Source organism: Oligoflexus tunisiensis, from assembly GCF_001748245.1.
In the GTDB taxonomy this organism is placed as follows: Bacteria; Bdellovibrionota_B; Oligoflexia; order Oligoflexales; family Oligoflexaceae; genus Oligoflexus; species Oligoflexus tunisiensis.
Genome location: NZ_BDFO01000001.1, coordinates 2,067,346 through 2,089,415 on the forward strand (window position 1 = coordinate 2,067,346; position 22,070 = coordinate 2,089,415).

The 22,070-nt window shown below is 50.3% G+C and carries 27 protein-coding genes; 23 read left to right on the forward strand and 4 right to left on the reverse strand.

From position 1 onward, the window contains the following. Positions 1-165: 165 nt before the first annotated feature. From OLTU_RS08960 to OLTU_RS08980, 5 genes are all read left to right on the forward strand, one after another. Positions 166-876, forward strand: a complete 711-nt coding sequence (locus OLTU_RS08960) for a hypothetical protein (RefSeq protein WP_141732416.1) — start codon at positions 166-168, stop codon at positions 874-876. A gap of 489 nt (positions 877-1,365) precedes the next feature. Next, a complete protein-coding gene (locus OLTU_RS08965; RefSeq protein ID WP_141732417.1) occupies positions 1,366-2,109 on the forward strand; it encodes a hypothetical protein in 744 nt (247 codons plus the stop codon). An 81-nt stretch (positions 2,110-2,190) separates the two neighbouring features. Continuing rightward, on the forward strand, positions 2,191-2,985 hold the full coding sequence (locus OLTU_RS08970) for a hypothetical protein (protein ID WP_141732418.1): 795 nt from the start codon (positions 2,191-2,193) through the stop codon (positions 2,983-2,985). 82 nt (positions 2,986-3,067) lie between these two features. Next, complete coding sequence (locus OLTU_RS08975) at positions 3,068-3,640, forward strand: hypothetical protein (RefSeq protein WP_141732419.1); 573 nt, start codon at positions 3,068-3,070, stop codon at positions 3,638-3,640. Between the two features lie 208 nt (positions 3,641-3,848). After that, positions 3,849-4,661, forward strand: coding sequence for a hypothetical protein (locus tag OLTU_RS08980; protein ID WP_141732420.1), 813 nt, complete (start codon positions 3,849-3,851; stop codon positions 4,659-4,661). A 289-nt stretch (positions 4,662-4,950) separates the two neighbouring features. Here OLTU_RS08980 and OLTU_RS08985 read toward each other — a convergent pair whose 3' ends face one another. The 4 genes from OLTU_RS08985 to OLTU_RS09000 form a co-directional block, all read right to left on the reverse strand. Continuing rightward, the gene (locus OLTU_RS08985; protein WP_141732421.1) at positions 4,951-5,580 is read right to left on the reverse strand and encodes an SMI1/KNR4 family protein; all 630 of its coding nucleotides are present in this window, start codon (positions 5,578-5,580) and stop codon (positions 4,951-4,953) included. 81 nt (positions 5,581-5,661) lie between these two features. After that, positions 5,662-6,534 (reverse strand): RES family NAD+ phosphorylase, encoded by an 873-nt coding sequence (locus OLTU_RS08990; RefSeq protein ID WP_218109934.1) that lies wholly within the window; start codon positions 6,532-6,534, stop codon positions 5,662-5,664. Positions 6,535-6,563: 29 nt separating this feature from the next. Beyond that, positions 6,564-6,959: a hypothetical protein gene (locus OLTU_RS08995; RefSeq protein WP_141732423.1), complete on the reverse strand. Its 396-nt coding sequence runs from the start codon at positions 6,957-6,959 to the stop codon at positions 6,564-6,566. Positions 6,960-7,321: 362 nt separating this feature from the next. Next, positions 7,322-8,758, reverse strand: coding sequence for a hypothetical protein (locus tag OLTU_RS09000; RefSeq protein ID WP_141732424.1), 1,437 nt, complete (start codon positions 8,756-8,758; stop codon positions 7,322-7,324). A 218-nt stretch (positions 8,759-8,976) separates the two neighbouring features. On the opposite strand from OLTU_RS09000, the gene OLTU_RS09005 reads away from it, so the two are divergent. The 18 genes from OLTU_RS09005 to OLTU_RS32870 all read left to right on the forward strand — a co-directional run bounded on the left by OLTU_RS09005 (position 8,977) and on the right by OLTU_RS32870 (position 22,067). Continuing rightward, positions 8,977-9,165: a hypothetical protein gene (locus OLTU_RS09005; RefSeq protein WP_141732425.1), complete on the forward strand. Its 189-nt coding sequence runs from the start codon at positions 8,977-8,979 to the stop codon at positions 9,163-9,165. Positions 9,166-9,516: 351 nt separating this feature from the next. Next, entirely contained in the window at positions 9,517-10,125 is a 609-nt protein-coding gene (locus tag OLTU_RS09010; RefSeq protein WP_141732426.1) for a hypothetical protein, read from the forward strand. Continuing rightward, entirely contained in the window at positions 10,115-11,968 is a 1,854-nt protein-coding gene (locus tag OLTU_RS09015) for a terminase gpA endonuclease subunit (protein WP_141732427.1), read from the forward strand. Before OLTU_RS09010 ends, OLTU_RS09015 begins: the two co-directional genes overlap by 11 nt. Then, complete coding sequence (locus OLTU_RS32275) at positions 11,965-12,171, forward strand: hypothetical protein (RefSeq protein ID WP_218109935.1); 207 nt, start codon at positions 11,965-11,967, stop codon at positions 12,169-12,171. Before OLTU_RS09015 ends, OLTU_RS32275 begins: the two co-directional genes overlap by 4 nt. Then, positions 12,155-13,675, forward strand: a complete 1,521-nt coding sequence (locus tag OLTU_RS09020) for a phage portal protein (protein WP_141732428.1) — start codon at positions 12,155-12,157, stop codon at positions 13,673-13,675. The genes OLTU_RS32275 and OLTU_RS09020 overlap by 17 nt, the downstream gene beginning before the upstream one ends. A 313-nt stretch (positions 13,676-13,988) precedes the next feature. Then, the gene (locus OLTU_RS09025; RefSeq protein WP_218109936.1) at positions 13,989-15,170 is read left to right on the forward strand and encodes a S49 family peptidase; all 1,182 of its coding nucleotides are present in this window, start codon (positions 13,989-13,991) and stop codon (positions 15,168-15,170) included. Further along, positions 15,167-15,565: a head decoration protein gene (locus OLTU_RS09030; RefSeq protein WP_141732430.1), complete on the forward strand. Its 399-nt coding sequence runs from the start codon at positions 15,167-15,169 to the stop codon at positions 15,563-15,565. Before OLTU_RS09025 ends, OLTU_RS09030 begins: the two co-directional genes overlap by 4 nt. Positions 15,566-15,568: 3 nt before the next feature. Further along, positions 15,569-16,597, forward strand: coding sequence for a major capsid protein (locus OLTU_RS09035; protein WP_141732431.1), 1,029 nt, complete (start codon positions 15,569-15,571; stop codon positions 16,595-16,597). After that, on the forward strand, positions 16,597-16,887 hold the full coding sequence (locus tag OLTU_RS09040; RefSeq protein WP_141732432.1) for a hypothetical protein: 291 nt from the start codon (positions 16,597-16,599) through the stop codon (positions 16,885-16,887). Before OLTU_RS09035 ends, OLTU_RS09040 begins: the two co-directional genes overlap by 1 nt. Positions 16,888-16,965: 78 nt before the next feature. Continuing rightward, positions 16,966-17,358, forward strand: a complete 393-nt coding sequence (locus tag OLTU_RS09045) for a hypothetical protein (RefSeq protein ID WP_218109937.1) — start codon at positions 16,966-16,968, stop codon at positions 17,356-17,358. Then, positions 17,351-17,947: a phage baseplate assembly protein V gene (locus OLTU_RS09050; protein WP_141732434.1), complete on the forward strand. Its 597-nt coding sequence runs from the start codon at positions 17,351-17,353 to the stop codon at positions 17,945-17,947. Before OLTU_RS09045 ends, OLTU_RS09050 begins: the two co-directional genes overlap by 8 nt. 1 nt (position 17,948) lies before the next feature. After that, positions 17,949-18,137, forward strand: a complete 189-nt coding sequence (locus tag OLTU_RS09055) for a hypothetical protein (RefSeq protein WP_141732435.1) — start codon at positions 17,949-17,951, stop codon at positions 18,135-18,137. Further along, on the forward strand, positions 18,134-18,445 hold the full coding sequence (locus OLTU_RS09060) for a hypothetical protein (protein WP_141732436.1): 312 nt from the start codon (positions 18,134-18,136) through the stop codon (positions 18,443-18,445). The genes OLTU_RS09055 and OLTU_RS09060 overlap by 4 nt, the downstream gene beginning before the upstream one ends. Positions 18,446-18,447: 2 nt before the next feature. Beyond that, entirely contained in the window at positions 18,448-19,287 is an 840-nt protein-coding gene (locus OLTU_RS09065; RefSeq protein WP_141732437.1) for a baseplate J/gp47 family protein, read from the forward strand. Continuing rightward, a complete protein-coding gene (locus tag OLTU_RS09070) occupies positions 19,284-19,688 on the forward strand; it encodes a hypothetical protein (RefSeq protein ID WP_141732438.1) in 405 nt (134 codons plus the stop codon). Before OLTU_RS09065 ends, OLTU_RS09070 begins: the two co-directional genes overlap by 4 nt. Then, positions 19,681-20,178: a phage tail sheath protein gene (locus OLTU_RS09075; protein WP_141732439.1), complete on the forward strand. Its 498-nt coding sequence runs from the start codon at positions 19,681-19,683 to the stop codon at positions 20,176-20,178. Before OLTU_RS09070 ends, OLTU_RS09075 begins: the two co-directional genes overlap by 8 nt. A gap of 3 nt (positions 20,179-20,181) precedes the next feature. Continuing rightward, positions 20,182-20,940 (forward strand): phage tail sheath family protein, encoded by a 759-nt coding sequence (locus OLTU_RS09080; RefSeq protein ID WP_141732440.1) that lies wholly within the window; start codon positions 20,182-20,184, stop codon positions 20,938-20,940. Further along, positions 20,937-22,067: a collagen-like domain-containing protein gene (locus OLTU_RS32870; protein WP_141732441.1), complete on the forward strand. Its 1,131-nt coding sequence runs from the start codon at positions 20,937-20,939 to the stop codon at positions 22,065-22,067. The genes OLTU_RS09080 and OLTU_RS32870 overlap by 4 nt, the downstream gene beginning before the upstream one ends. Positions 22,068-22,070: the final 3 nt, after the last annotated feature.

A 22,070-nucleotide genomic window follows, 5' to 3' on the forward strand; every position in this document is an offset into this window, starting at 1 on the left:
TGCGGCTACGACGACACGAAAGAGGCCCTTATCATCCGCAACAGCTGAGGCGAGGACTGGGGTGAGGATTGGGGTGAGCAGGGCTATGGCTATCTTCCATACCGCTTTATCGAAGAACCAAAGCTTTCCGGAGATTTCTGGGCGATCCGCTGAATTGGGGTCAGCATGCTGATCATAGATGTGATTGACGACGATCGCTCCCCCAACTGGTCAGCGGCTGAGTTGATTGAGGAGGTAAAGCGCCTGCAGAAGGCGCTGAACCAGACCGCTGACAAGGCCGCATCCAGGGTGAGAGCCGACCTTCCCCAGCGGTTCACAATGCGAAACCAGTGGACGAGAAAAGGCATCCGGGCGGACCTGGCTTCGGGCGATGACCTTGAGGCCCGTGTCTTCTCGGTTGACGGCTACATGGTCAAGCAGCAGGACGGCGAAACGTGGAAGCCTGATGGCCATGTCGCAATCCCCAAGACGGCAAGGCGTTCTGCCAAGTCCCTCATTCCGCGAGGCATGTTCCCCAATGCCCTACGCGGCCGCAAGGATGTTTTCAAGTTTGACTTTTCGCAGAACCCTTCCTGGAAGCCTTATCCTCATGTCGGGATTTTCCAGCGGGTAATGAACGGCAAGCATTTTCGCATCCTCTATCTGCTCAAGGACCAGAAGAATACGAAACCCCTCTGGCATTTTGATGATCAGGTGGAGGCCACGGTGGATCATTGTTTCGATCGTTATCATGACGAATTGGCATCAACTAGCGATGCACAATTCTTCTCAACACGCCGGCTGCTTCTGCTGCCTCGTCCATTGAATAGTCATGTTCGAGAATTAGGACAATCGCAGGTTGACTACGATGCTCCAGCTCTTCCGATTTGCCTTTAGGTCCTCATTATTCGCCCTCGATCATTGAGGTTGAATCAACTATATATACTTCTTGCGAGAGAAACGCTTTGGGTCATAACTTAATCGACGGTAAAAAAATAGGGGCCGCTGCCGCGATTCCCTCATCCGACTCTCTATCTAAGTCAATTACGAATTCATGCTGATATCAGCGTCCCTAGACTCCTTTGAAGTGTAATCCATTCCTTCGGATCCTGCATGGATTGAATCAGACTTCAAATCGTCATGATCAGCTAAACCGATTTTAGAGGTTGCACTGGATGGCGTTAGGTAAGCGTGCGAATGCAACATTATTCGCGGTCATTTTTTAATCAAGATCCTATATTTTTGTCTGCACCGTAGAACATACGATTAAAGAAACCGCTAATTTAATAAAGGTTTGAATTTTTCAACTCAAGTTTTCTTCACTTCAATATCGATTGATGTCTGCTACAAAACTTGAATCACATTATCTCTATAAAGGAAAATACGATGAAGAAGCTGCTAGTTAGTGCTGCGTTGCTGTTCACATTTTCGAGTTCAATTTTTGCGCAAGGAGAAGAGCTCCGCGGAGGTGGAGTCACCGCTCCCTCAATAAGCGACAAAGACAATTGGGAGAATTCTTTCAAAGGCGACATCATTCTTGATACCAGTGACAATAACTTCTATGGGCTAGATAACACCGGAACGTGGAGGAATATTTCTGCAGTTTCGACTGAAGCTAGCCCTAGTACCTCTGGATATGTAACTAATACAGACCAGACATTTGGTGGTAACAAGACATTTAATGGCTCAATCACTCCTGCTGGCGGAATAGTAGGAAAAACTGATGGTGCGCCCATTGCACAAGGCCTTATTGGAGAGAAAAAGACTGCCACGCTTTCAGATACTACATTTGCAGCGACTGGGACTGGGTTCAATGTTACCGGTGGCAGCATTACTCTTACTCCTGGAGTGTGGATGGCATTTCTAAAACTGGGAGCCGCTCCTCCGTCGTCGACGTGGACCCTATTCCAACAGTCTATCAGCACAATCAGCGCCACGTTACAAACGCCCTCTCTAACAAGGGACCAGTCAACCGGAGTAACCAATGCAAGATTCCCTGGAACATCCGTTGCATATTTCAATGTTTCTTCCGATACAACAATTTATGCTGTTGCTAGTGCTGACTATACAGGAACAGCTGGCAATGTAGCCTCTGCGCACTCCCAGTTCTTTGCAATCCGCATCCAATAATGCACAAAATTAGCGACGCAATCCAGCGTCCCCACTGTCTATTATGAAATTTGGATCATATTTCTCAATAAAGGAAATACCGTGAGAAAGGTGCTGTTTAGTGCTGTGTTGCCATTCATATTTTCCGGTTCAATTTTAGCGCAAGACGAAGAGCTTCGTGGAACGGGCTTTAATGCTCCCACGGTAACTGATACTGAAGGAGTTGCCAATCCTGCTCAGGGTGAGATCGTCTTTGTACCCTCAGGAGCGAATACGGGTGCTTTTTATGGATATGCTGGTGCAACTGACCTATGGCATAACCTCTCGGCAGCTTCCACTCCTGCAGGTCCTAGTACTTCAGGGATCGTAACTGACGGAACAACTGGGGCTCAAACTTTTGGTGGCGACAAGGTATTTAACGGATCAATTACTCCCGCTGGTGGCATCGTGGGTAAGACTGATGGTGTACCTGTAGCGCAAGGTTATGTGGGTGAAACTCTAGCCGCAACACTCGGATCAGTACAAACTTCGACTTCGAGTAGCCCTGTAGCAATATCCGGTTTGAGCTTAAACCTTACGGCAGGTAACTGGCTTGTGTTTGCTATGGGGACTCAGGACTTTACATCATTTAGTACCGGCGGTTCAACACAAGGATACGCGGAGATATATAACTCCACAGATGGGGTTACGCTGGCTAATCAATCAAGCCACATTTTTATTGGCGTAAGTCCGGGTTCTGTGGGAGACTCTCAGTACGGCTCTTTTAGTATCATTCATCCTCTCATTATCGGCTCGGGTACTAAAACGATTGTTTTGCGTCACGCAGTTGCAGGGTCAGGTTCTAACACCATCCGCACTTACCAGAATACGCGTCTACTCGCAGTTCGCATTCAATAATCCACTCGTAAGCCAATAGGGATCGCGATAGCGCCCCCTCCTCAGTTTGTTACAAGAAAGAGTCACATTATAAGGAAATACTATGAAAAATTTGTTATTAAGTGCTGCATTGATGTGTTTCCTGTCGATGACAGGATTTTCTAATGAGCCGTTGCGTGGTGGTGTGTTCAATGCACCAACAGTAGATGGAACTTCAAGTGTAGACTGGCCAGTCCTCGGTGATATAATTTTTGATGATTCCGGGTCTGCCTTTTACGGGTATGACGGGACGCAGTGGATTAACCTTGGGGCGTCTGCGACTCCCGCAAGTCCTACGACCCCTGGTATTGTTACGGCTGGACCTAGCTTGCAAGAGTTTGCAGGTCCGAAATCATTTCTGGACACAACCACAGGAACAAAAATCGCTCACTTCGAGCAGAGTTCTGCTTTGGCGACTAGTGATGAAAGAGGGCTGGTTGCTCCAAGAATGGGGCAAGTTAACTTCACTGTAACAGGAACAGGTTGGACGACCACGCGTGCAGTTGGCATTTATTACCAAGACCAAGACGGCAACCTTCGCCTAAAATTTAACCTTAGTGGAACTATCTCAGGCCAAGCAAACAGCAACGTTGTGGCGCTTACGGTATCCGGCATTACAGGCGTCAACAGCAAGTAGGCTGTAGCTGTACACAACAATAATGCACAGACGTCCGGAACCTCCATAGCGGCTTTAAGTGCGTCGAGCGGGGTTATCGAAATTCTGCTTAGCTCTGTAGTGTCCATAAACACCACTTGGTCAGTCTCGGGGGACATTGAACTGGCAAGTAAACCCACGTGGACCCCATAACCAAATTGAATCACATTATCTCAATAAGGAGAATACGATGAGAAATTTGCTGATTAGTACTACGTTGCTGTTCACATTTTCCGGTTCAGTTTTTGCGCAAAGCGAAGAGTTTCGAGGAGCAGGATTTAATGCTCCAACTGTCAGCGGTACGGAAAGTGTTTTGGATCCTGTCAAAGGTGAGATTATTTTCGATGGATCCCCTGGATCAGAAGCATTCTATGGGTATATAGGGTCAAACACATGGCACAACTTTTCAGCAGCTACTGTTCCAGCAGGGCCTACCACTTCAGGAATCGTAACTCATGGCGCCGACAGTACTACTCAAACGTTTGGTGGCAATAAGATTTTTAATGGCTCGATTACCCCAGCAGGTGGCATTGTGGGTAAGAATGACGGTGTTCCTATTGAAGAGGGATACGTAGGACAGAAAATCACGTGGGAAACTCCGCCGTCAACGCAATCGTTTGGCACAAGCACTTCTGATTGGGCTAATGCTTCAATCACATTGACTCCTGGTGTATGGCTGGTTATTGCTAATATTGGTGCTCGGGTATCAACAGCAGCGGCAACTGGTGCGACTTCTCAAATCAACGTATCTATCACGGATGGTCTAGACAACATCGTACAAGAGCAAGCCAAAGCGCTTTATGTTTATAGTCCGTCCGCTGCTGCTGCGGATATTATTAGCTGTTTGTCATTTTCTTTTGTTGCAAATATTCCTTCGAGTTCGCCTTCCACAACATACAAGATAAGGGCGAATAAGTCTGAGAGTGGAGGTACGGCAAGTGCCAGCATTTACCGTAATGGCGCAAACATCAATAGTGAATTCTTCGCCGTCCGCATTATCTGACTCGTATCGACAATCTGGGACGCAATCAAGCGTCCCACTGCTTCAGAATATGATCCCTCTCTGATCTCCCTATTGTTTAACCGCAAAGTCTAACAAAAATCGTTCAAACTGAATGGACCGGATTTAAGCCCTGAGCAACGGCGTGGGATCGGTCTAAGTCCGGAAGGCATGCCGCAGGCAAATGAGAGTATGAAGTCTGAACGGAGTCACACGACGGCTGCGCTGGCACTAAAAATCTAAGATAACAAGTATTTATCTCCGCAAGAAAACCTACCTGCATCAGGATTGATTATGTTTGAGATTGAAGCATAGCCAAAAATTCACTAAATGATTTCGCTATGAGTGTGCAGTTTCTTACCGGGCTTTTTGCTTCTTCAGGATCGTCAAAGTCCACCTCATTTTCATGATCCCAATAGACCACATATCCAAAGGCCAGATTATTCAAAAGCATTGCAATCTGGTTTCCCCCTGCATCGCTTCCAATAGCTATCAGATAGTCCGGCATTCGTCTTTGATTGATATGATAGGTTTGATAAGAACTTTGGATATCCGCCCAATTTGGTGCTCCAAATCCGTAAAAGGTCTCTATGCCCTCTTCAACCATCTTGCCTTGGTTGTTGCCCTTGAAGACCATCGCGGAATCTAGTGTTCCACCGTTGGATTCCAGAATAAAAGCCCGATAATCATCAGGGAATCGGAAGCCGATTTTCCTCTCAAAGGACTCCAATTCCTGGGGTGTGCATGAACCCCACTCTACGCTATTCTTCACGCATTGTACGTCCTCAGCCACCACAGTCCTATCATGAACAATCTGGATGGCTGCAGTAATAAACAATGGAACGCCAACTGCCAGGAGCGGCATTAGCGTAGTTAGATATAGCTTGTGCAGGATCGATGAACTTTTGGCTTTCTCCGTCAATTAGACTCCTGATTGCAGGCTGACAATGCCAAGCGGGAAGTAAGAGTGGCTCTTGTCTCTAAGGGAACGGAATAAACAAAATCAAGCGGCGTGGAATTTTTGCTGTATAGTTTCCCTTTTGTCGTCTTTGACTCCGTCGATCGGCTGAAAGCGATGGACGACTCTCAAAGACCTTTTGTGGATAGGGTCCAATAGGTAACGAGAGATTTGCTTTTCCCCCTGATAAATTTTAAACTCATGGCGCCTATCCTCAAACGAAGGCTTGCATTGTACATTTACGATCGCAAATTCAGGGCCAATGGTAATGTGTCCGTCTTTAAAGACTACTAGATTTCGTCTTTCTGAAAGACGCGCGGATTCATATCTTATGCCTTTTATTCCTTTGGCTAATGAACAAGCTGCTAGTTGCTGACAAATGCTGTAGTCATTGCTCATTGAAAAATTAATTGAATCCTTGTGTCTTTTGTTCTTATCGATATAGCGATCATAACCAAGTTCCACCAAACAATTGTAGAGATTTTCCCGATTCGACATATCAGCAATATTTGCTTTAGCGAGATTGCATTCAACGTGAAAGACAACCAAGTAGAAATCCAGAACTTCAGGCAAACTTCGTTTGAAAGTAAGCTTGGAGTTTTGTTGTGCTTGATTAAAGCTCTTTAGTGTTTTGAAGTTCTTGCTGAAGACATGATATGAAACTTCTAATAGAGATGTTTCTGGATCTTCGCTGAGATACAGTGATCGGCAACTTTTAGGAGGGTTAAAGCGCGCGCCCTGATAAGCTGAGTAGTTGAAGCTGCCTTCAATAAATGCTGATTGCTGTTTTGTAATCACCTTGGATACAAATGATTTTGCATACTCGTAGTTTTCTTTGAGTGTCCACCATGGATCCTCAGTTTTAGCCCCAAGTTGTGTCCATTTCTTACTGTCTTTCCGGTCTAGCGAATGGATCAAGTTCTCAAATTTTATGCATCGAAAGAACTTCATTGGAAGGCCAACTCCCTCGAAATCTGAATAAGTAGTTCAATAATTCTCTTAAAGTAATCATCTTGGCGATTTGATTTTGATGGCTTCTTGCTCAAATGTGCGGCGTAAATCCTATTGGAAAGATCGATTATTTCAGACATCCGCAGATGACCGGTACCTATTCGATCTACAACTCCTTCTCGAAGCCAATTCTGCAAACCAATCTCATTTTCTTGGGAGGATTTTTTGGCGATTATATGTGCCATGTAGAAGTTAAAATCATTACGATCTTTGGGTGCCATAATTGGTAGTATTTTTTTTACTTCTTCGGGAAGGAGTGCTTCTGTGTCTGTTTCAGGTAGTGAATTTATCTTTGCAGATAAACGAGAGCTTGCGGTTTCAAATTTAATCACAGTACCTCCTGCCGAATATAATGCCTTCTCGGCGGGTAACCGAATGAATGAATATGCAATAATTGCCCATGCCAAAGCCTTGTAGACCTTCGAGCCATAAGTGCGGAAACTTAGGTGCTACTCCCATTATTGAGCGGCAGAAAAAATTGAGTGCATTATCGAGAGCGAGGTGTTTGAGTCTGGCAGGCTTGAACTTCGATGACTTGTTGGAGGACGGAATAGCCGATCATCGTGTCTGTTCCTGTATGCCATGGGGTTCCGTTTGGGGAAAATCCACGATTTCAATAGCTATCCAAAATTGAAGCATTGCCTCATTAGCAACTCCACCCTTAGCTAAGAGTCATTCAAAACTACGATATCCTTCAAGTTTTCGGAGTAATATCATCCCCTCCATATTCGGAGCTTTTTAACCCCTTCAAGGGACCAAATGTCCTGTTTGCAAATTCGTCGATTGCTTTGGCAGATGCTTCGTCAAAGACAACGTCCCTCGCCACAAAAAAATCTTCGGATCTTTGCAGCGATGAAGCAGATTCAATGGCAATTCCGATTACTGCTTTCAACTCCAATCTGCGATATGCAGCGAAACAGGCATTTCGAAGCAAAGCAGCACGCTGTTGCCGACTAACCTCAGCATCAACTACTGTCAAAATCACTACTGCTATTTCCGAATCATCCAGGTGCTTAATTACTCTGAAAGCAATAGGAAAGCGCCTTGTCTTCAAGTTTACATCTGCTCGCAATGCACAATCTCTCACAGCTTCTCCAATCGCGCGTCTGGCCAGACGCTTAAGACTGGCCAAATCTGTCGATAGCTGAAAATGCGCTTCGACGGATCCTGGAGGAGCAACAGCTAACAGCTCTGGGTCATGATTTATTTCATACCCGATTGACCGATGTGATCCTTGCAAAATCTTGTCTACAATATATGAAGTCAAGTTTAGCTCATTTCTCCGAATGATTGCAGGCGCGAGGTGAGATACATAATAGTCCCAAATTCCTGGCTCCAATGCTATTCCATCGATCGGCCCTGCGAATTCCTCTTCAATTTCGGGTAGCTTGGTTTTGTAGAAAGCCAAGAAATCAAGTTCATTAAGATCGCCAATCATCTGTCCTTCTAGCATGTCGCGGCGTCGATCAAGATAACTTAGAAGATCCGGCAAAGTATCCAATTCGATTGAAACCTTGTCAAAGTCATTGATATCGAAGATATGCACAGGATAGTCTCGAAAAAGTCTAAATCCATTCTGGAGTTCGAACTTTTTCTCTTCAGGAAAATTTTCAACGCCAGGGAAAGCTACGACGGAAATGCAGACAAGATTCAGATTTGGAGTCGAAGCAATATCGATCTGATTTCCTCTCAGATTTGTTAGAGGCGGCAGCAAGCGATTTTTCAATAGACGAATAATGGTTTCAAATTGACCTATTGCCTTGTCTACTAATCCCCCAGCGCGCCCCAGAATCGTGGCTTCGTCTTTTTCAGGGCTGAGGGTTTTGTGCTTTATCTGAAAAGCAATCAGAGTAGTACCAAGTAAAACGAGAATGTCAGCCACTTCCTTTTGATTTGGTCCATCCATGAATTTGGGGGTTCGAAACACGAGGTCGGGAACGCCAATTCTTTCACAGATTTTTTGAACAATTTCTTCTAGATGGTCTCCATCGTTGATAGACGTACTTACAAAATGTCTTTCGCGCCAACGCTTTAAAGATTCAAGGTCTTCGGGATTTCCAACACTCGACCGCTGTTGAGTCATTTTCTTTGCCTTACGCAATTGACGTTTAAGATTTTTTTTTGACATCATAAGTTGAGTTCCGAATCATTTTTCGTCGCTTGAACCCGAGTCTATAAGAACAGTTTCAATATTGCAACAATCTGTTACTTAAGAGAATTAATCGAGATATGGGGTTTACAATCGGAAGCGAATGGTCCCCATTTCCAGCTTCTAAGTGCGAAACTGGTTCCGCATTCCTTTTCCAAACAAGTCGTTATATAGTCACGCCTGAACTGAAGGAAAGCTATATGCGACGTGTATTTGCAGATATTGAAGATAGAGAAACAGACTGCTGGGGATTCCATTGCCCCTTCTGCAAAGTCTACCTGACCGAAGATAAACCCGCCAAGAGTTCCATCGACGCTCGATGCGCAGACTGTGATGCAGGTTTCCTTGTCACTTTTTTTGACGAAGAGGGGAACAATGCCGCGATATGACTTGATGAAAATTCTTTGCGCGCGAAGTCAACTTCTATGATTGCATGGGTCCTTTCATCAATAAAAACGGTCAGTTGACGATCAACCACCCCCTCCCGCTCGGTTTGATAAAAATTTTGCGTCACCGGCACCACTTGCCTTCGTGAACATCTTTAGCTGAAAGACTTATAGACCTATCCCTGGTAAATTTGTGGACACTACGATGTCTCTTCCTGCCGGGTGAAGCCGGACTTTCAAGGGATTTAAGCATTCCCTGCGTCCGCAAATTTGCGGACACTCACAAACTTTGTAGTGAATCAGATATGAGTTATGACTCGATTGTGCCGGATATGCCGGCTCAGGAGTCATGCTTTGGATTTGCCAACAGCTTCGATCAGAGAATTTGCCCGGATAGTTGGGGTCAATCATTCGGCTGTGCTGAGGGCGATCAAGAATGGGACAAGGCTTGAGGGAGCGGTCATTCAGGATAAGGATGGCACTCGAATCATAATTTCGCTTGGGTGCCACGCCTGGATTCAGAACAAGGATCATAGAAAGGACAATCGGCCGGCGGATACTCCATCTGACTGGCCCCATGATGAAATGAGCGTGACAGAGGCCAACCGGGTCAAGCGACACTATGAAGCTCTGCTGGAGAAACTGACGTTTGAGCGGGAGGCTGGGAGGCTGACAAGCATTGAAAAGTTCCGTGCCGAGGCTTTTACCGTCGCCCGCGGCACAAGGGATAGCCTCTTAAATGTCCCTAATGAAAGTGAATTTGAGTTGAAGCGACTTGTCGTGGAATTTCTCCGAAAAAGGCATGGGAACGATTCGGTGACGGCCCTTGCCGGGGACCTTGACGAGATGGGGCTCGCATTCCGCACCTTTCAAAAGGCCACGATCAGAAAAGCACTAAGAGACATGCTCGACGAACGCTTTGGTGCTGCGGTGCTTTCAATGGAGAAGTCCGTTGAAGCGTGACCTGATGACTTCAAGCCTCGGATCGGTGGTGCCTGACTTTTATTACGGTTTGATGCCGAACCCTGACATCAGTATTGTTGAATATGCCGAAAAAAACCTCTATCTCGTATCCGGCAAAAACCCTTTCCCGGGTCTCGTCGATTTTTCTCGAACTCCTTATCTCCACGAGCTCATGGATGCGCTTATGCCCGATAACGGCATCGAGCGTGTTGTTCTGATGAAAGGCTGGCAGACAGGAGGGACACTCACGATCCTCGCCTGGATGCTCTGGGTGATGGGGGTGGCGCCAGCTCCCATGATCATCGTGCAGCCGACCGATGAGCTGCGGGAGAAATTTTCCAAGCAGAGGATCAATCCCATTATCGCAAACTGTCGCGATCTTCGTGAGAGGGTAGCCGAATATCAGAAACAGCTGCCCGACAGCAAACGGGAAAAGGACACTCTGATTTCAAAGCAGTTTCCTGGTGGCCATATCAACCTTGCAACATCGACCTCGGAACCATCCCTGCGCTCGGAGTCGGCCCAGTATTTGGCGTTCGATGAGGTTTCTGCTTACGATGAGGACTGTCAGGGCCATGGCGATCCGTGCGGCCTCGCCCTCGGCCGCACGTCGGCCTATGACGGCCGCAAGAAAATCTTCTACAACTCCACGCCCACCATCAGAGACTACTGCCGGATAGAGCGGGAATACCTGACTACTGATCAGAGAAAGCTCTTCGTGCCTTGCCTCAGCTGCGGTGAAATGCAGGTTCTGGTGTGGGCAAATTTTGATCTTACGACGGATGATCCCGCCTATCCTTGCATCCTCTGTGGCTATCGGCATTTCGAGCAGGACAAAATCCAGATGCTGACCCGTGCGGAGTGGCGCCCTACTGCCACTTCAGTGGATGGTGGCAGAGGCTATCATCTGCCGGCCCTCTATGCCCCTCCGGGCATGTGGTCATGGAAAAGCAGCCTGCAGCAGTTTCGAAAAGGTCTGGCCAATCCAGTCGAAATGAAGGTCTTTGTCAACAATTGCCTGGGCGAGCCCTACGAGGACGATACGATCACTAGCTGTGATCCAAACGATCTGATGCAACTGAGGGAGGATTACTGGCCGGAGGCAAAGCTTCCGGAGGGAATAGGCGTAATCACCGCGGGCGTCGATACCCACCCGACTCATGTTGACATTGTGGTCGTGGGCTGGGGCTGCGGGAACGAAAGCTGGGTGCTCGACTATTGGATTGAGCCGGGGGATTCGAACGCTCCCGAGCTCTGGGCCCGCGTTCAAAGAAGGCTCAGGACTTCCTATCCGCACAGCAATGGCGTATCGAGACTTCGCATTGCGACCACCTGCGTTGATACCGGCGGTCATAACACCGGGGCGGTTTACGACTTCTGCAGCCGGCATATAAAGCAAAGAATCCTGCCGATCAAAGGCTCCAAAGGCCCCGCTGCTCCCTATATCGATCATCCCACAATAAAAAAGGAGGCCAAGGTCTTCCTTTTCCCGGTTGGAAAGCTCGCGACCCATGGCCGCCTTTTTTCGTCCCTGGAGCGCTCTATGGAGCGAATGAAGGAGTATCGCGAGGCCCTCGGCACCAACCCAAAGGCCCGGTATCGTGATGCGGAGATCATCCACTTTCATAAGAACCTCCCCGATTCCTTTTTCAAGGAGCTCGCGGCTCCGAAGAAAATCTGGCGGAAGGTCGAAGGGAAGTTTCAGATGGTCTACGAAACCGTTGCAGGAGTTGCTGATCATGCCCATGACTGCCTGAGGTACGCGCACGCAGCACGCGAAAATATGGATGGGATTAATATCGACCAGGTTTGTGAAAACTTTGAGAAAAGGGCAGGGAGATGACTCTTGAAGAGCAGCTGAAATCGGTGCAGCAGGCGATAGCCAGGGTCGAGGACGGTGGTCAGGAGATTGATATTGAGGTCAATCAAAATCGACGAAGGGTTTCCAGGGCGGATCTCCGGGATCTTTATCGGAGGGAGGCTCAGCTGAAGCTGGCTATCACACGCCGAAGGGGAGGAGGAATGGTCGATGCAATCCCCCGTTAAGGCCCAAAAGCCATCACTCGCTGCCCGACTGAAGGGTTGGTTTACCAGGGAGTCCGCCTGGACCGAGCCGACGGCCGATGCTCCGTATCGGTCAACGTCGCGGCGCAGTATGGCGTCTTCCGAGTGGTACCCTGCCACTGCAAGCGCTGACGAGGCGCTGCTCGGAGCCATGCCGACCCTTCGTGATCAGTCGCGCGATCTTGATCGGAACGAGGGCATTGCCCGGGGCGCCGTGGAAAATTTTGTAACCAACGTGGTGTCTGATGGCATCAGGCCCCAGGCCAGGATTGACCATGAGCTGATCGGGATTCCTGAGGCCAAAGCGCGGGAGCTTGAGCGCAGGGCCGAGAGAATATTTGAGCTGCATATGAAGTCGGATACAGCGGACTTTCATGGAAAGGCGAGCTTTCCAATGATGCAGGCTCAGGTGCTGCGAGCGGCCTTTCTTGATGGGGATTGTGTGGCCATCCGAAGGCATGCGAAACGCCCAGGCGCAATACTATCGACCACAGTTCAGCTGATCGATGGTGCAAGGCTTCAGAATCCCGACCGGTGCACTGATCCGAATATTGATATACGCGAAGGAGTGGAGCTGAGGGATGGCTTTCCAATCGCCTATCACATCGTAAAAGCAGGTCCTGATCGTTTTGTGGGCAGGGAAACCGTTCGTGTGCCGCGCTTCGATGATGAAGGAATGCCTCTGGCTCTTCACGTCTATCATCAAAGGCTTCTCGGACAGAGTCGTGGCGAGCCTGCCCTGGCTCCGATAATTGAGAAGTTTAAACAGATTTCCCGGTATTCCGACGCAGAGATCGCGGCGGCTGTGATCAATGCCTATTTCTCGATGTTTGTCACCTCAGAGTCCGACATTTTTGGCAATGATATCGATGCCATTGAGGATCGGGATTCTCCTCCTACAGGGCAGGTGGAGCCGAAGCGTCAGATGGTCAAATTCGGTCCAGGAAAGCTGGTTCGGCTCCTGCCTAACGAAAAGATCAGTGCCGCCGCTCCAGGCCGCCCCAACTCGAACTATGATCCTTTCGTTCAGGCCGTCATCAAGCAAATTGGGATTGGACTGAGCATCCCCTATGAAGTGCTGACCCAGCACTTCCAGTCGTCCTACTCTGCCGCAAGAGGCGCAATACTGGAGGCCTGGAAAGCATTCAAAACGCGCAGGGCTTGGCTGGTTTCCGAATTCTGTCAGCCGGTGTGGGAATGGGTAATCACTGATGCGATACGCTCAGGCATGCTCGAAGCCCCGGAATTCTTCAAGGACCCACTTAAACGCCGGGCCTACCTCTGCACCCAGTGGTGCGGAAGCGAGATGGAGTCAATTGATCCCTTGAAGGAGGCCAGGGCAAATGAAGTGGACATTGAAAATGGTGTCAAATCTCGGCGTATGATTGTTGAGAACCAGGGACGCGACTTTGAAAAGCATATTCGCGAGTATGAAGAGGAGCAGCGAATTTTTTCAAGGCAGGATCAGAAATCGGAAACGCAATGAGCAGCTTGTTATTTTCTTAGACAGAAGATCCGGATTCGAAAATTTCGATTCCATCGATAAGGGACCTCTGACGATTCAATCCAACTTTTTGTAACAATCTATCCCATCCATCAAATGCAGAGAGTTGAACCATAACTGACCGAATTCGGTAGAAGTAAGTCTGTCAATACCTATAGCTGCTCGCAAATGTCCGCAAATTAGCGGACAATCGAAAACTTCACAACTGTCTCCCATCAATCTATCTTTTCCTCGTGCCAACGCGAGGTGCCTTTTGTCTTACGCTCTTAACTATCTAATGAAAACCAACTGGGCCATGACTGATGAGGCTTTGCTAAATCTGATCTCGGTAGTCAGGACTCATAAAAGGGGAAAAGCACTTGAAAGGTTTCCTGGCGAATCGGTGAAAAATGCCCACAGGGCTTACAATCGGGGCGGGGTGGGCATCATCCCGGTCCGTGACTCACTCTTCATGCGTTCAAATCTCATGACTAGGCACTGCGGAGCCACCGCATACGAAACACTAATGCACGATTTCCATAGACTGATAGAGGACGCTTCGATTCAAAGCATTCTATTTGAAATCGACAGCCCTGGTGGTGAAGCCGGAGGCTGCTCAGAGCTGTCGGACGCTATTTTTGAGGCCCGGGGCAGAAAACCGATTTTCGCTTACATTTCAGACTATGGCGCGTCCGCTGCATACTGGATCGCAAGTGCCTGTGATAGGATTTATGCCTCGGATTCCGCCATCGTCGGAAGCATTGGCGTTCAAATAGTGGCTCACTGCGGAATTTCAGATAATGAAATTCGCGTCGTCGCAAGCCAATCACCAAACAAAAATATCGATCCAGGAACAGAGGCAGGAGAAAAGGCTCTGCAGGAGCGTGCCGACGCCCTGGCTGAGATTTTTATACAAAAAGTGGCCAGAAATCGCGGCATAAGCCGTGAGATTGTCCTGGAAAAGTACGGCCAGGGCGGGGTCCTGGTGGGCGAAAAAGCCCGTACGCAGGGACTTGTCGATGGAATTTCAACTTTTGAAAAAATCATATCATTTCTTGGGGAGAAGACTGTGAAGCCAGAAGAAATTACGGCAGCATATATCGCCGAAGAGTACCCGGATATTGCCCGGTATTTCATGACGGAAGGCGAAAAGGTGACTCTTGCCCGCATTGCTGCTGAGGATCAGCGCAAATCCCGAATCCGAGCACTCGGAAAAGGCCAGGTGTCGGATGGGTTTTTAAGCGCCCTGATCGATCGCGGTGTTTCAGTTCAGGATGCCGCGATGCAAATTCTTGAGGAAGCGCAAAAAAATCCGCTCCGAACTATTTCGAATGCCGCTCAGAAGGAACACGATGCACAGCTGGCTGAACTCAACACCCCCCCAGTGTCAGAATCTGCCAGAACTGGGGACGAAAAAGCGATACTTGATCGGCAGCTTGAGGCGGCTCTTCATCTATCGCAAAAAATCGATGAGTTTAAAATCCGGGGGGGCAAATGAGTTACGACTATCAGCCGTCCTGGCGAACGGCCGGTGAACATAGACCGGCTTTTATTCATAGAGGCAATTTTCCGGCCCGCCGCGATTCGGTGACGATTGAAAAAGGCCAAAAGCTTACGGCCGGTGCAATTCTCGGGCGGAAAACAGCCTCCGGAAAATACGTTTTGTGCTCAAAAACGGCAAAGGACGGAACAGCCATCGCGGACGGAAGTGAAAAACCGGTCTGCATTCTCCAGCATGAAATTGACGCAACGGATGCCGACAGGAAAGTCCTGGTGTTCAGAACAGGCGCCTTTCTGGGCCTTGATCTTAACGTGGGGAGCGGTCACACGATTTCGAGCGTGGAGGAGGATCTGATCCCTCGCTGTATTTTCATCGACAAGGGGGAGGACTGATTCATGAATACGCTGCCCATTTACGGCACCTACTATCTGAACCGCCTTATCGAGCGCCTTGTGCCGCGCCCGATGTTTTTTGCGGATAGATTCTTTCCGACGGTGGTCCAGTCGCTGCGGGAGGAGGTTTACTTTGATGAGGCTCCTGGCGTCAAAGCCGGTATTGCCCCTTTCGTTCACCCGCTCAACGAAGCCCCGATGATCAGAAGCCAGGGCTATCGGACGAAGTCCTTCAAACCAGCCTACATCAAGGAAAAAACGGATCTGACGCCCGACCGTGGCTTCACCCGCCTCGCAGGCGAGGGTTTTGGTGGGGAGCTGACCCCGATGCAGCGTCTTGAAATCCTTCTGACCCGAGACATCAAGCGCCTTCAGGATAGATGGATGAACAGGATCGAACTCATGGCGGCCGAGGTGGTCAAAACAGGAATGCTCACCATCAAAGGCGATGGCCTTGATGCTGTGCTCGACTTTGAGCGCGACAAATCACTCGGCGTCAAACTCACAGGTGACAAGTCCTGGGCCAACAAGGCTTTTCCGATGCGCTCCTGGATTCAGAAAAGACAGGCGAACATGGCCCGTCTTAACCTGAGGCAGAGGCGGCCAGGGATGATGATCATGCACGAGAGCGCCTATGACCTTTTTCTTTCCTGCGATGAAGTGCAAAGGATGCTGCCTGACTATATTCGTGGCGCTGAGCTTCGACTCCTGCAAACACCCAGTGCCCAGTCCTTTGATAGCCTCGTCTACAAAGGAAATTTTGGAAACGTTGATATCTACGTGTACGACGCCGTTTCCGATGACGGAAAGGCCTATATCGATGAAAATCAGGTGCTTTTATGCTGCGATGGGGTGGACGGCATCCGATTCTTTGGGGCAATTCATGATCTTGATGCCAATCTGGTTCCGCAAAAAACCTTCCTAAAGTCATGGACCATTGAGGATCCAAGCCAGCGGCTGGTCATGCTGCAGTCGGCGCCGCTGCTTGCGACCTTTGACCCGAACACTGCAGAACTTGTTACGGTGGCTTGATGCCGGCTCCTGAATTTTCCGAAAGCTTCGAGATTGACGGGCATGTGTTTCAGGCAATTTTCACAGAGTTTGATGAAAAAGCGGAGGGCTTCGAGCCCGGCCGCTTTACGCGGGTGATCCGTATCCTGGTTCTGGATGAGGATGCGGGACTGATGGAGAGCGGCGATGTTATCAGGCGTCTCAGGACCGGCCAGACCTATTCGCTCAAGCCTAAAAAAATGTCCGGCGCAGGCCTCGTGGAGATTGATCTTCACCCGGTCGACGGACGCAGCGTGGAAAGAACATTCTGAATGCTGATTGCGATCCGAACCGAAATTGAATGTGTGCTCGGAAAGGCTCTCCCAGACTGGAAACGTTTTTCCGCTCGCGTGCAAAAGATATCCGAAGCGGATCTGCCTTGCGTGAATATGTTCATTCACAGGGATAGGCTGATCGAGGAAGGCAATGGTCTTGAACGTCGGCAGGTCATGATCGAAATCGAAGGCGGCTTTATCGTCAAAGGTGATGCCGAGCAGGAACTCTCTGATCTTCGCGCGCGAATCGAGCATGCGATCGAGTCGAGTGAGGCTCTCATGCGGAAGGTCCTGAAGCTTCTTTTTATGAATGTCGAATTTTCGCATGACATGGCAGGCAGCCAGCGCGTGGCGGTGCTTACGATGTCGGCGCGAATTGATTACGAGCGGCCGTATCCACGTCCAGCAGCTCAATTCATAAGTCCGGTCCTCAGTCCCACCATCAACGGGGAGAAGGCTGATGGATAATGAGCTGGCGATCCAGGATCTCTCGCGGCGCATGGATAACCTTCTAAGGCCAGGGAAGATCCTGGCTGTGGATCATGAGCGGGCCAGGGCCAGGGTAAGGCTCGGTGAGAATCTTTACACGACCTGGCTCCCCTGTTTTGCCCGTCGCGCCGGAAACACGATCGACTGGGATCCGCCTGAACCTGGCGAGCAGTGTCTTGTTCTGGCCCCGGGCGGGGAGCTGGCCGGAGGCTTTGTCCTGACCGGGCTATATTCATCGACCCATCCGGCTCCCGCGAAGGAAAAAAACCTCACGCTTAGAAAATATCCGGACGGCCTTGAGCTTTCCTATGACCATGCGGCCCACACACTCACCATCAGACGGCCGGATGATCTCAGCGTGATTGTGAAGGGGTCGCGGATGGAGTTCTGGACGGACAAATTCGAGATATTCAGCAGGGCAAAGTTTGGGCTTATGAAGACGATTTCCGACGCTTTGAAGTCGATCAGCAAATCAAAGACTTCAACCATGATGGGGCCGCAAAATCTTCTCCCTGCTGCCACGGAGCTACCAGGGCTGATTGAAAAAATTGATTCCTTTGGGGGATGATGTGCCACTTCAGGGTTCTGAACAAAGCCTCGCAGCCGCGCTCAAATCGGCAGCGAAGTCCACGGACGGCGATGCGGACGGGGCCTGGGAAAAGGTCGCCGATGCGATTATCCGCCATATCACGGAGAACGCGGTGGTCACAGGCACAACGCCCAATGGCGGTCCGATCATGAAGGGAAAAATCACATGATGGGAATGGACGAAGGGACGGGAAATCTCATCAGTGGCGAAGCCTGGATCCGGCAGGCGGTCAGGCGGGCGATAAAAACGCAAAAAGGTTCACGGCCGATGCTCCGCTGGTACGGGGTCAATCATCTGAAATACCTCGGCCGCCAGATCACAGCCGGCTCGGTCCTGGATCTGACGGCTGACCTTTCCGACAGCATCGAGGCCACGATTCCCGGGGCAAGACTCAGAACGGTCATCGGCCAGGAAAACGGCGAGCGGATCAAGGTCTCGCTTGAGCTTGAGACAAACAATATTGAAGTGGAAACATAGTCATGCAGCTGCCAAAAATTATCGAAACCCCCGACTTTCAAAGAAGCCTCGAGGAGAACCTCGATCGCTTTACGGCTCTCGCCCGGGAGAAAATCCCTGGTTTCACAAGGCCGACCCCTGCGGATCCCGCGTATCATCTTCTGGTCGAGATCACCCTGCTGCGGGTCATCATTACCGAGAAGACCAACGCAGCGGCATACGCGCAGCTTATAAGGCTGTCAAACGACCTTGAATTTATCTTCAAGGGTAAACTCCGTCCGGGTGAGGACTATGAAGCCTTCCGGGCGAGGATGCGCGGCACAAGGTATCTCGCCTCGCCGGCGGGAACCGTGGCCATGTACAAGGCCCTTTCATTTCTTTATGGCGAAGCCACCCTTGGCACAGGGAGGGATGCGCGCTCGGCCGCAGTCAAGGATGCCCATGTTCAGGTCTCGGGCGGGGCCATTCTCGTTCATGTGCTCGTGAGCAGCGAGGCAGCTGATCTCAAGGCGGCTGTGGTTTCCGCCCTGACGGAAGCCTTCAAACTGGAAACGGTCAAACCTGCGCTGGATTCGGTGACATTCCGCGCGGCTCTCACAACGCCCTTTCCGATCGCAGCGACGATTTCCCTCATGCCGGGATTTGGCCAGGATCACAAGGCCACGATTGAGAAAAATTTCCGGGAAAGGTTTGAAGCCGAAAAGCGTCTCGGCTGGGTTCCGACCGTAAGCTGGATCATCAAGGAGCTGCACCATACAGGCGTCCGGTCAGTGGTTCTGCGCTCGCCTGTCAGCAATATTCCGGTTCAGCCTGAGCGCTATGCGGTGATCTCCACTCTTGATCTGGCGGTGGAGACAGCATGATTGAGCCGATTTTACGAAAGCTTTATCCATCGTTCGATCCGGCACCGATAGAGAACGTCCGGCTTCGCGCGGACCCTGAAATCAGGGAGGCCATCCTTTGGGAATACAGCCTTGAGCCGCTCCTTCCGTATGCCGTTGACCCCAAAAGGCTCGATGAGGAGATCCAGGAATTCATGCGGCTCCATGGGACACTTTTTGCAATTCGGACGGCCATGCGCTGGGTTGGATTTTCAAATATCAGGTTCATTCCGCTTTCCCACTTTGAGTATGAGGTCGATCCCCGGCACATTCCATCCGAGCGGGAAATTGAGGCGATTCGCGCCGCTCTTTTCGTATCAGTTCAGGCCCGCGGCAAACTTAAACGAATCTTTCATGGATCATTCGAGGTCAAATATGAGTGACGCACTTTACGTGCATGGAATCATCATCAGCCAAGCGACTGGCGAAGCCCAGGAAATCCGTTCGCCATCAACCAGCGTTGTCGGGATTGTGGGAACAGCGCCACAAAGCAAGGAACTTGTCGTCAATTTTCCTGCAGCTTTCCTTGGAAAAAAGGCCGCTCTTGAAGCCATTTATCCGGAAGGATCAAAGGGGGACAAGGGAACGCTTTACGAGGCCGTGATCGGTGTTCAGGAACAGGGCCTTGCGCGCATGGTCCTTGTGAAGTCAGTATCGGGTTCCCAGGCCGACATTTTAAAAGCCATCGATGCCTTGCCGATGGCCAAATCGGTGACGGGATACAAACCCAAGATTCTGATTGTGCCCGGCTTTGGCAGCGAGATCACGCAGGACACGGTGAATCCTGCACCGGCACCAAACCCGACGCCGGCACCCAATCCGACGCCTGCGCCGGAACCCGAAAACAATCGAAACAGACCACGGGGGAGCTGATACATGGCTGATACCGCAAATCCAATTGTGACAAAACTCGTAGCCGTTGCGCGGCGCCTTAAAGCGATTGCGATTGTCGATGGCCCGGAGGATGAAAAAGAGCTGAAAAAATTCAGGGGCCTCAATGGCAACACGCGGCTTTATGTCGTCTCGCCGAAGGTCAAGGTCGCAGACGGCGACAAGACCAGTGCTGTCCCGGCCAGCTCCCATGTGGCCGGCGTTTTTGCCAGGATCAACTTCTGGCAGTCGCCATCGAATCAGCCGCTTTATGGAATTCTTGGAACAAATGTGGGGGTCTCCTTTGAGATGGATGATCCCGAGTCTACGGCCCAGCAGTATAACGCAATGCAGGTTGCGACCCTTATCCGTGAGGATGGAGGCTTCAGGGTCTGGGGAGCCAAGGGCACAGGAAGTTCATCGGACTCAAAAACGAGTCAGATACAAAAGGTCCGCATCGCCGATGCCATCGAGGAGGCCATAGCCGCCTCAACCCGCTGGGCCGTGGCAGCAGGGATCAATCGCGACTTCATAGGAGCGGTTGAAAGAAAAGTGAATAACTTTTTTTCGGATCTGATCCGTGAGGGAGCCATTGTCGGCGGCGAATGTAGGGGCGATACGGAACGTAACACAGCCGATGCTCTGGCCCGCGGCGATGTCTACTGGAAGTACAGCTTCACGCCAACCGCCGTGGCCGAGACGCTTCATTTTGAAGGATTCAACACCAATAAATACTACGAAAATTTTGGGGAAGGAGCCCAATGAATTCATTTCGCCTGATTTTATTTGCAGCTATTTTCTGTCTTGGATTTGCCGTGTTCGCGCAGCAAACGGCACCGCTTTTTTCCGATAATGAAAGTCCCACGTTTGAGAACACCTACCTTATCGACAATATCGGCACCAACAGCAAGGGAGGGGATCTTACGCTCAGAATTCACAAAACCGCCCCATTCGGTGAGTGCAAAGACAGGGTGAACTGCCCTGCATCAGTGATTGTTTCCGGGGCCACAGGCAATGTGAACATGCCTGTTGATGTGAATGTCCGCTCGCTTCATGTCGGCAAAAATCCGGTGATTGATGCCACAGGGAAATGGGTCGGGTTGCCCACAGGTCTTCAGGGGCCTCAGGGTCCGAAAGGCGAGAAGGGGGAGCCCGGACCTCAGGGGCCACAGGGACCGAAAGGACAAGCCGGCTCGCAGGGTTTGAAGGGTGATCGAGGCGAGCCAGGACCGGCCGGTCCCAAAGGCGAACCTGGTCCTCAAGGTAATGAAGGAAAACCTGGTTCGGCCGGTCCTAAGGGAGACAAGGGTAACAAGGGCGAACCTGGTGACCCAGGCAGGGGCTGCTCATACGACAATCAGGCACAAAAAATTGTTTGTGCAGATGGATCATCGATTGAAGTCGCAGCGCTCAAAGGCCCAAAGGGTGATCAGGGTCCAAAAGGTGACAAAGGTGACATGGGTGAGCCCGGACAGGGCTGCTGGTATGACGACCGGAGGAATCCAAAGATAGTTTGCGCTGATGGAAGCTCGATCAGCATTGAAGAATTGAGAGGACCGCAAGGAGAGAGAGGGCCCATGGGGCCAACTGGAGCTCAGGGACCAAAAGGCAATACCGGACCTATGGGTCCTCAGGGACCCAAGGGGACGGTCGGCAGCTGCAGGAGCGTCTCGGCAGAAACCACTGTTTTGCATACGGCGGAAGTTTCCGCTTTTTGTGGCAGTGGCGAAATCCTCGTTGGTGGCGGCTGCCATATAACAAGCGGGAGTGGTGTGCAGCTTCAGACTTCGACTCCTGTCATCGAGGATGCCACCTGGTTCTGCGAATGGATCTGGAAATCGGGAGTCAGTCCTCAGATCAAAGGCACTGCTGTTGCCATCTGCTGCAAGTGAGGA

Bases quoted from the DNA above. Each gene is read 5' to 3' on its own strand.
- OLTU_RS08960 (WP_141732416.1), top strand. From the start codon at position 166: ATGCTGATCATAGATGTGATTGACGACGATCGCTCCCCCAACTGGTCA.
- OLTU_RS08965 (WP_141732417.1), top strand. From the start codon at position 1,366: ATGAAGAAGCTGCTAGTTAGTGCTGCGTTGCTGTTCACATTTTCGAGT.
- OLTU_RS08975 (WP_141732419.1), top strand. From the start codon at position 3,068: ATGAAAAATTTGTTATTAAGTGCTGCATTGATGTGTTTCCTGTCGATG.
- OLTU_RS08980 (WP_141732420.1), top strand. From the start codon at position 3,849: ATGAGAAATTTGCTGATTAGTACTACGTTGCTGTTCACATTTTCCGGT.
- OLTU_RS09000 (WP_141732424.1), bottom strand. From the start codon at position 8,758: ATGATGTCAAAAAAAAATCTTAAACGTCAATTGCGTAAGGCAAAGAAA.
- OLTU_RS09005 (WP_141732425.1), top strand. From the start codon at position 8,977: ATGCGACGTGTATTTGCAGATATTGAAGATAGAGAAACAGACTGCTGG.
- OLTU_RS32275 (WP_218109935.1), top strand. From the start codon at position 11,965: ATGACTCTTGAAGAGCAGCTGAAATCGGTGCAGCAGGCGATAGCCAGG.
- OLTU_RS09020 (WP_141732428.1), top strand. From the start codon at position 12,155: ATGCAATCCCCCGTTAAGGCCCAAAAGCCATCACTCGCTGCCCGACTG.
- OLTU_RS09025 (WP_218109936.1), top strand. From the start codon at position 13,989: ATGACTGATGAGGCTTTGCTAAATCTGATCTCGGTAGTCAGGACTCAT.
- OLTU_RS09030 (WP_141732430.1), top strand. From the start codon at position 15,167: ATGAGTTACGACTATCAGCCGTCCTGGCGAACGGCCGGTGAACATAGA.
- OLTU_RS09035 (WP_141732431.1), top strand. From the start codon at position 15,569: ATGAATACGCTGCCCATTTACGGCACCTACTATCTGAACCGCCTTATC.
- OLTU_RS09040 (WP_141732432.1), top strand. From the start codon at position 16,597: ATGCCGGCTCCTGAATTTTCCGAAAGCTTCGAGATTGACGGGCATGTG.
- OLTU_RS09050 (WP_141732434.1), top strand. From the start codon at position 17,351: ATGGATAATGAGCTGGCGATCCAGGATCTCTCGCGGCGCATGGATAAC.
- OLTU_RS09060 (WP_141732436.1), top strand. From the start codon at position 18,134: ATGATGGGAATGGACGAAGGGACGGGAAATCTCATCAGTGGCGAAGCC.
- OLTU_RS09065 (WP_141732437.1), top strand. From the start codon at position 18,448: ATGCAGCTGCCAAAAATTATCGAAACCCCCGACTTTCAAAGAAGCCTC.
- OLTU_RS09070 (WP_141732438.1), top strand. From the start codon at position 19,284: ATGATTGAGCCGATTTTACGAAAGCTTTATCCATCGTTCGATCCGGCA.
- OLTU_RS09075 (WP_141732439.1), top strand. From the start codon at position 19,681: ATGAGTGACGCACTTTACGTGCATGGAATCATCATCAGCCAAGCGACT.
- OLTU_RS09080 (WP_141732440.1), top strand. From the start codon at position 20,182: ATGGCTGATACCGCAAATCCAATTGTGACAAAACTCGTAGCCGTTGCG.
- OLTU_RS32870 (WP_141732441.1), top strand. From the start codon at position 20,937: ATGAATTCATTTCGCCTGATTTTATTTGCAGCTATTTTCTGTCTTGGA.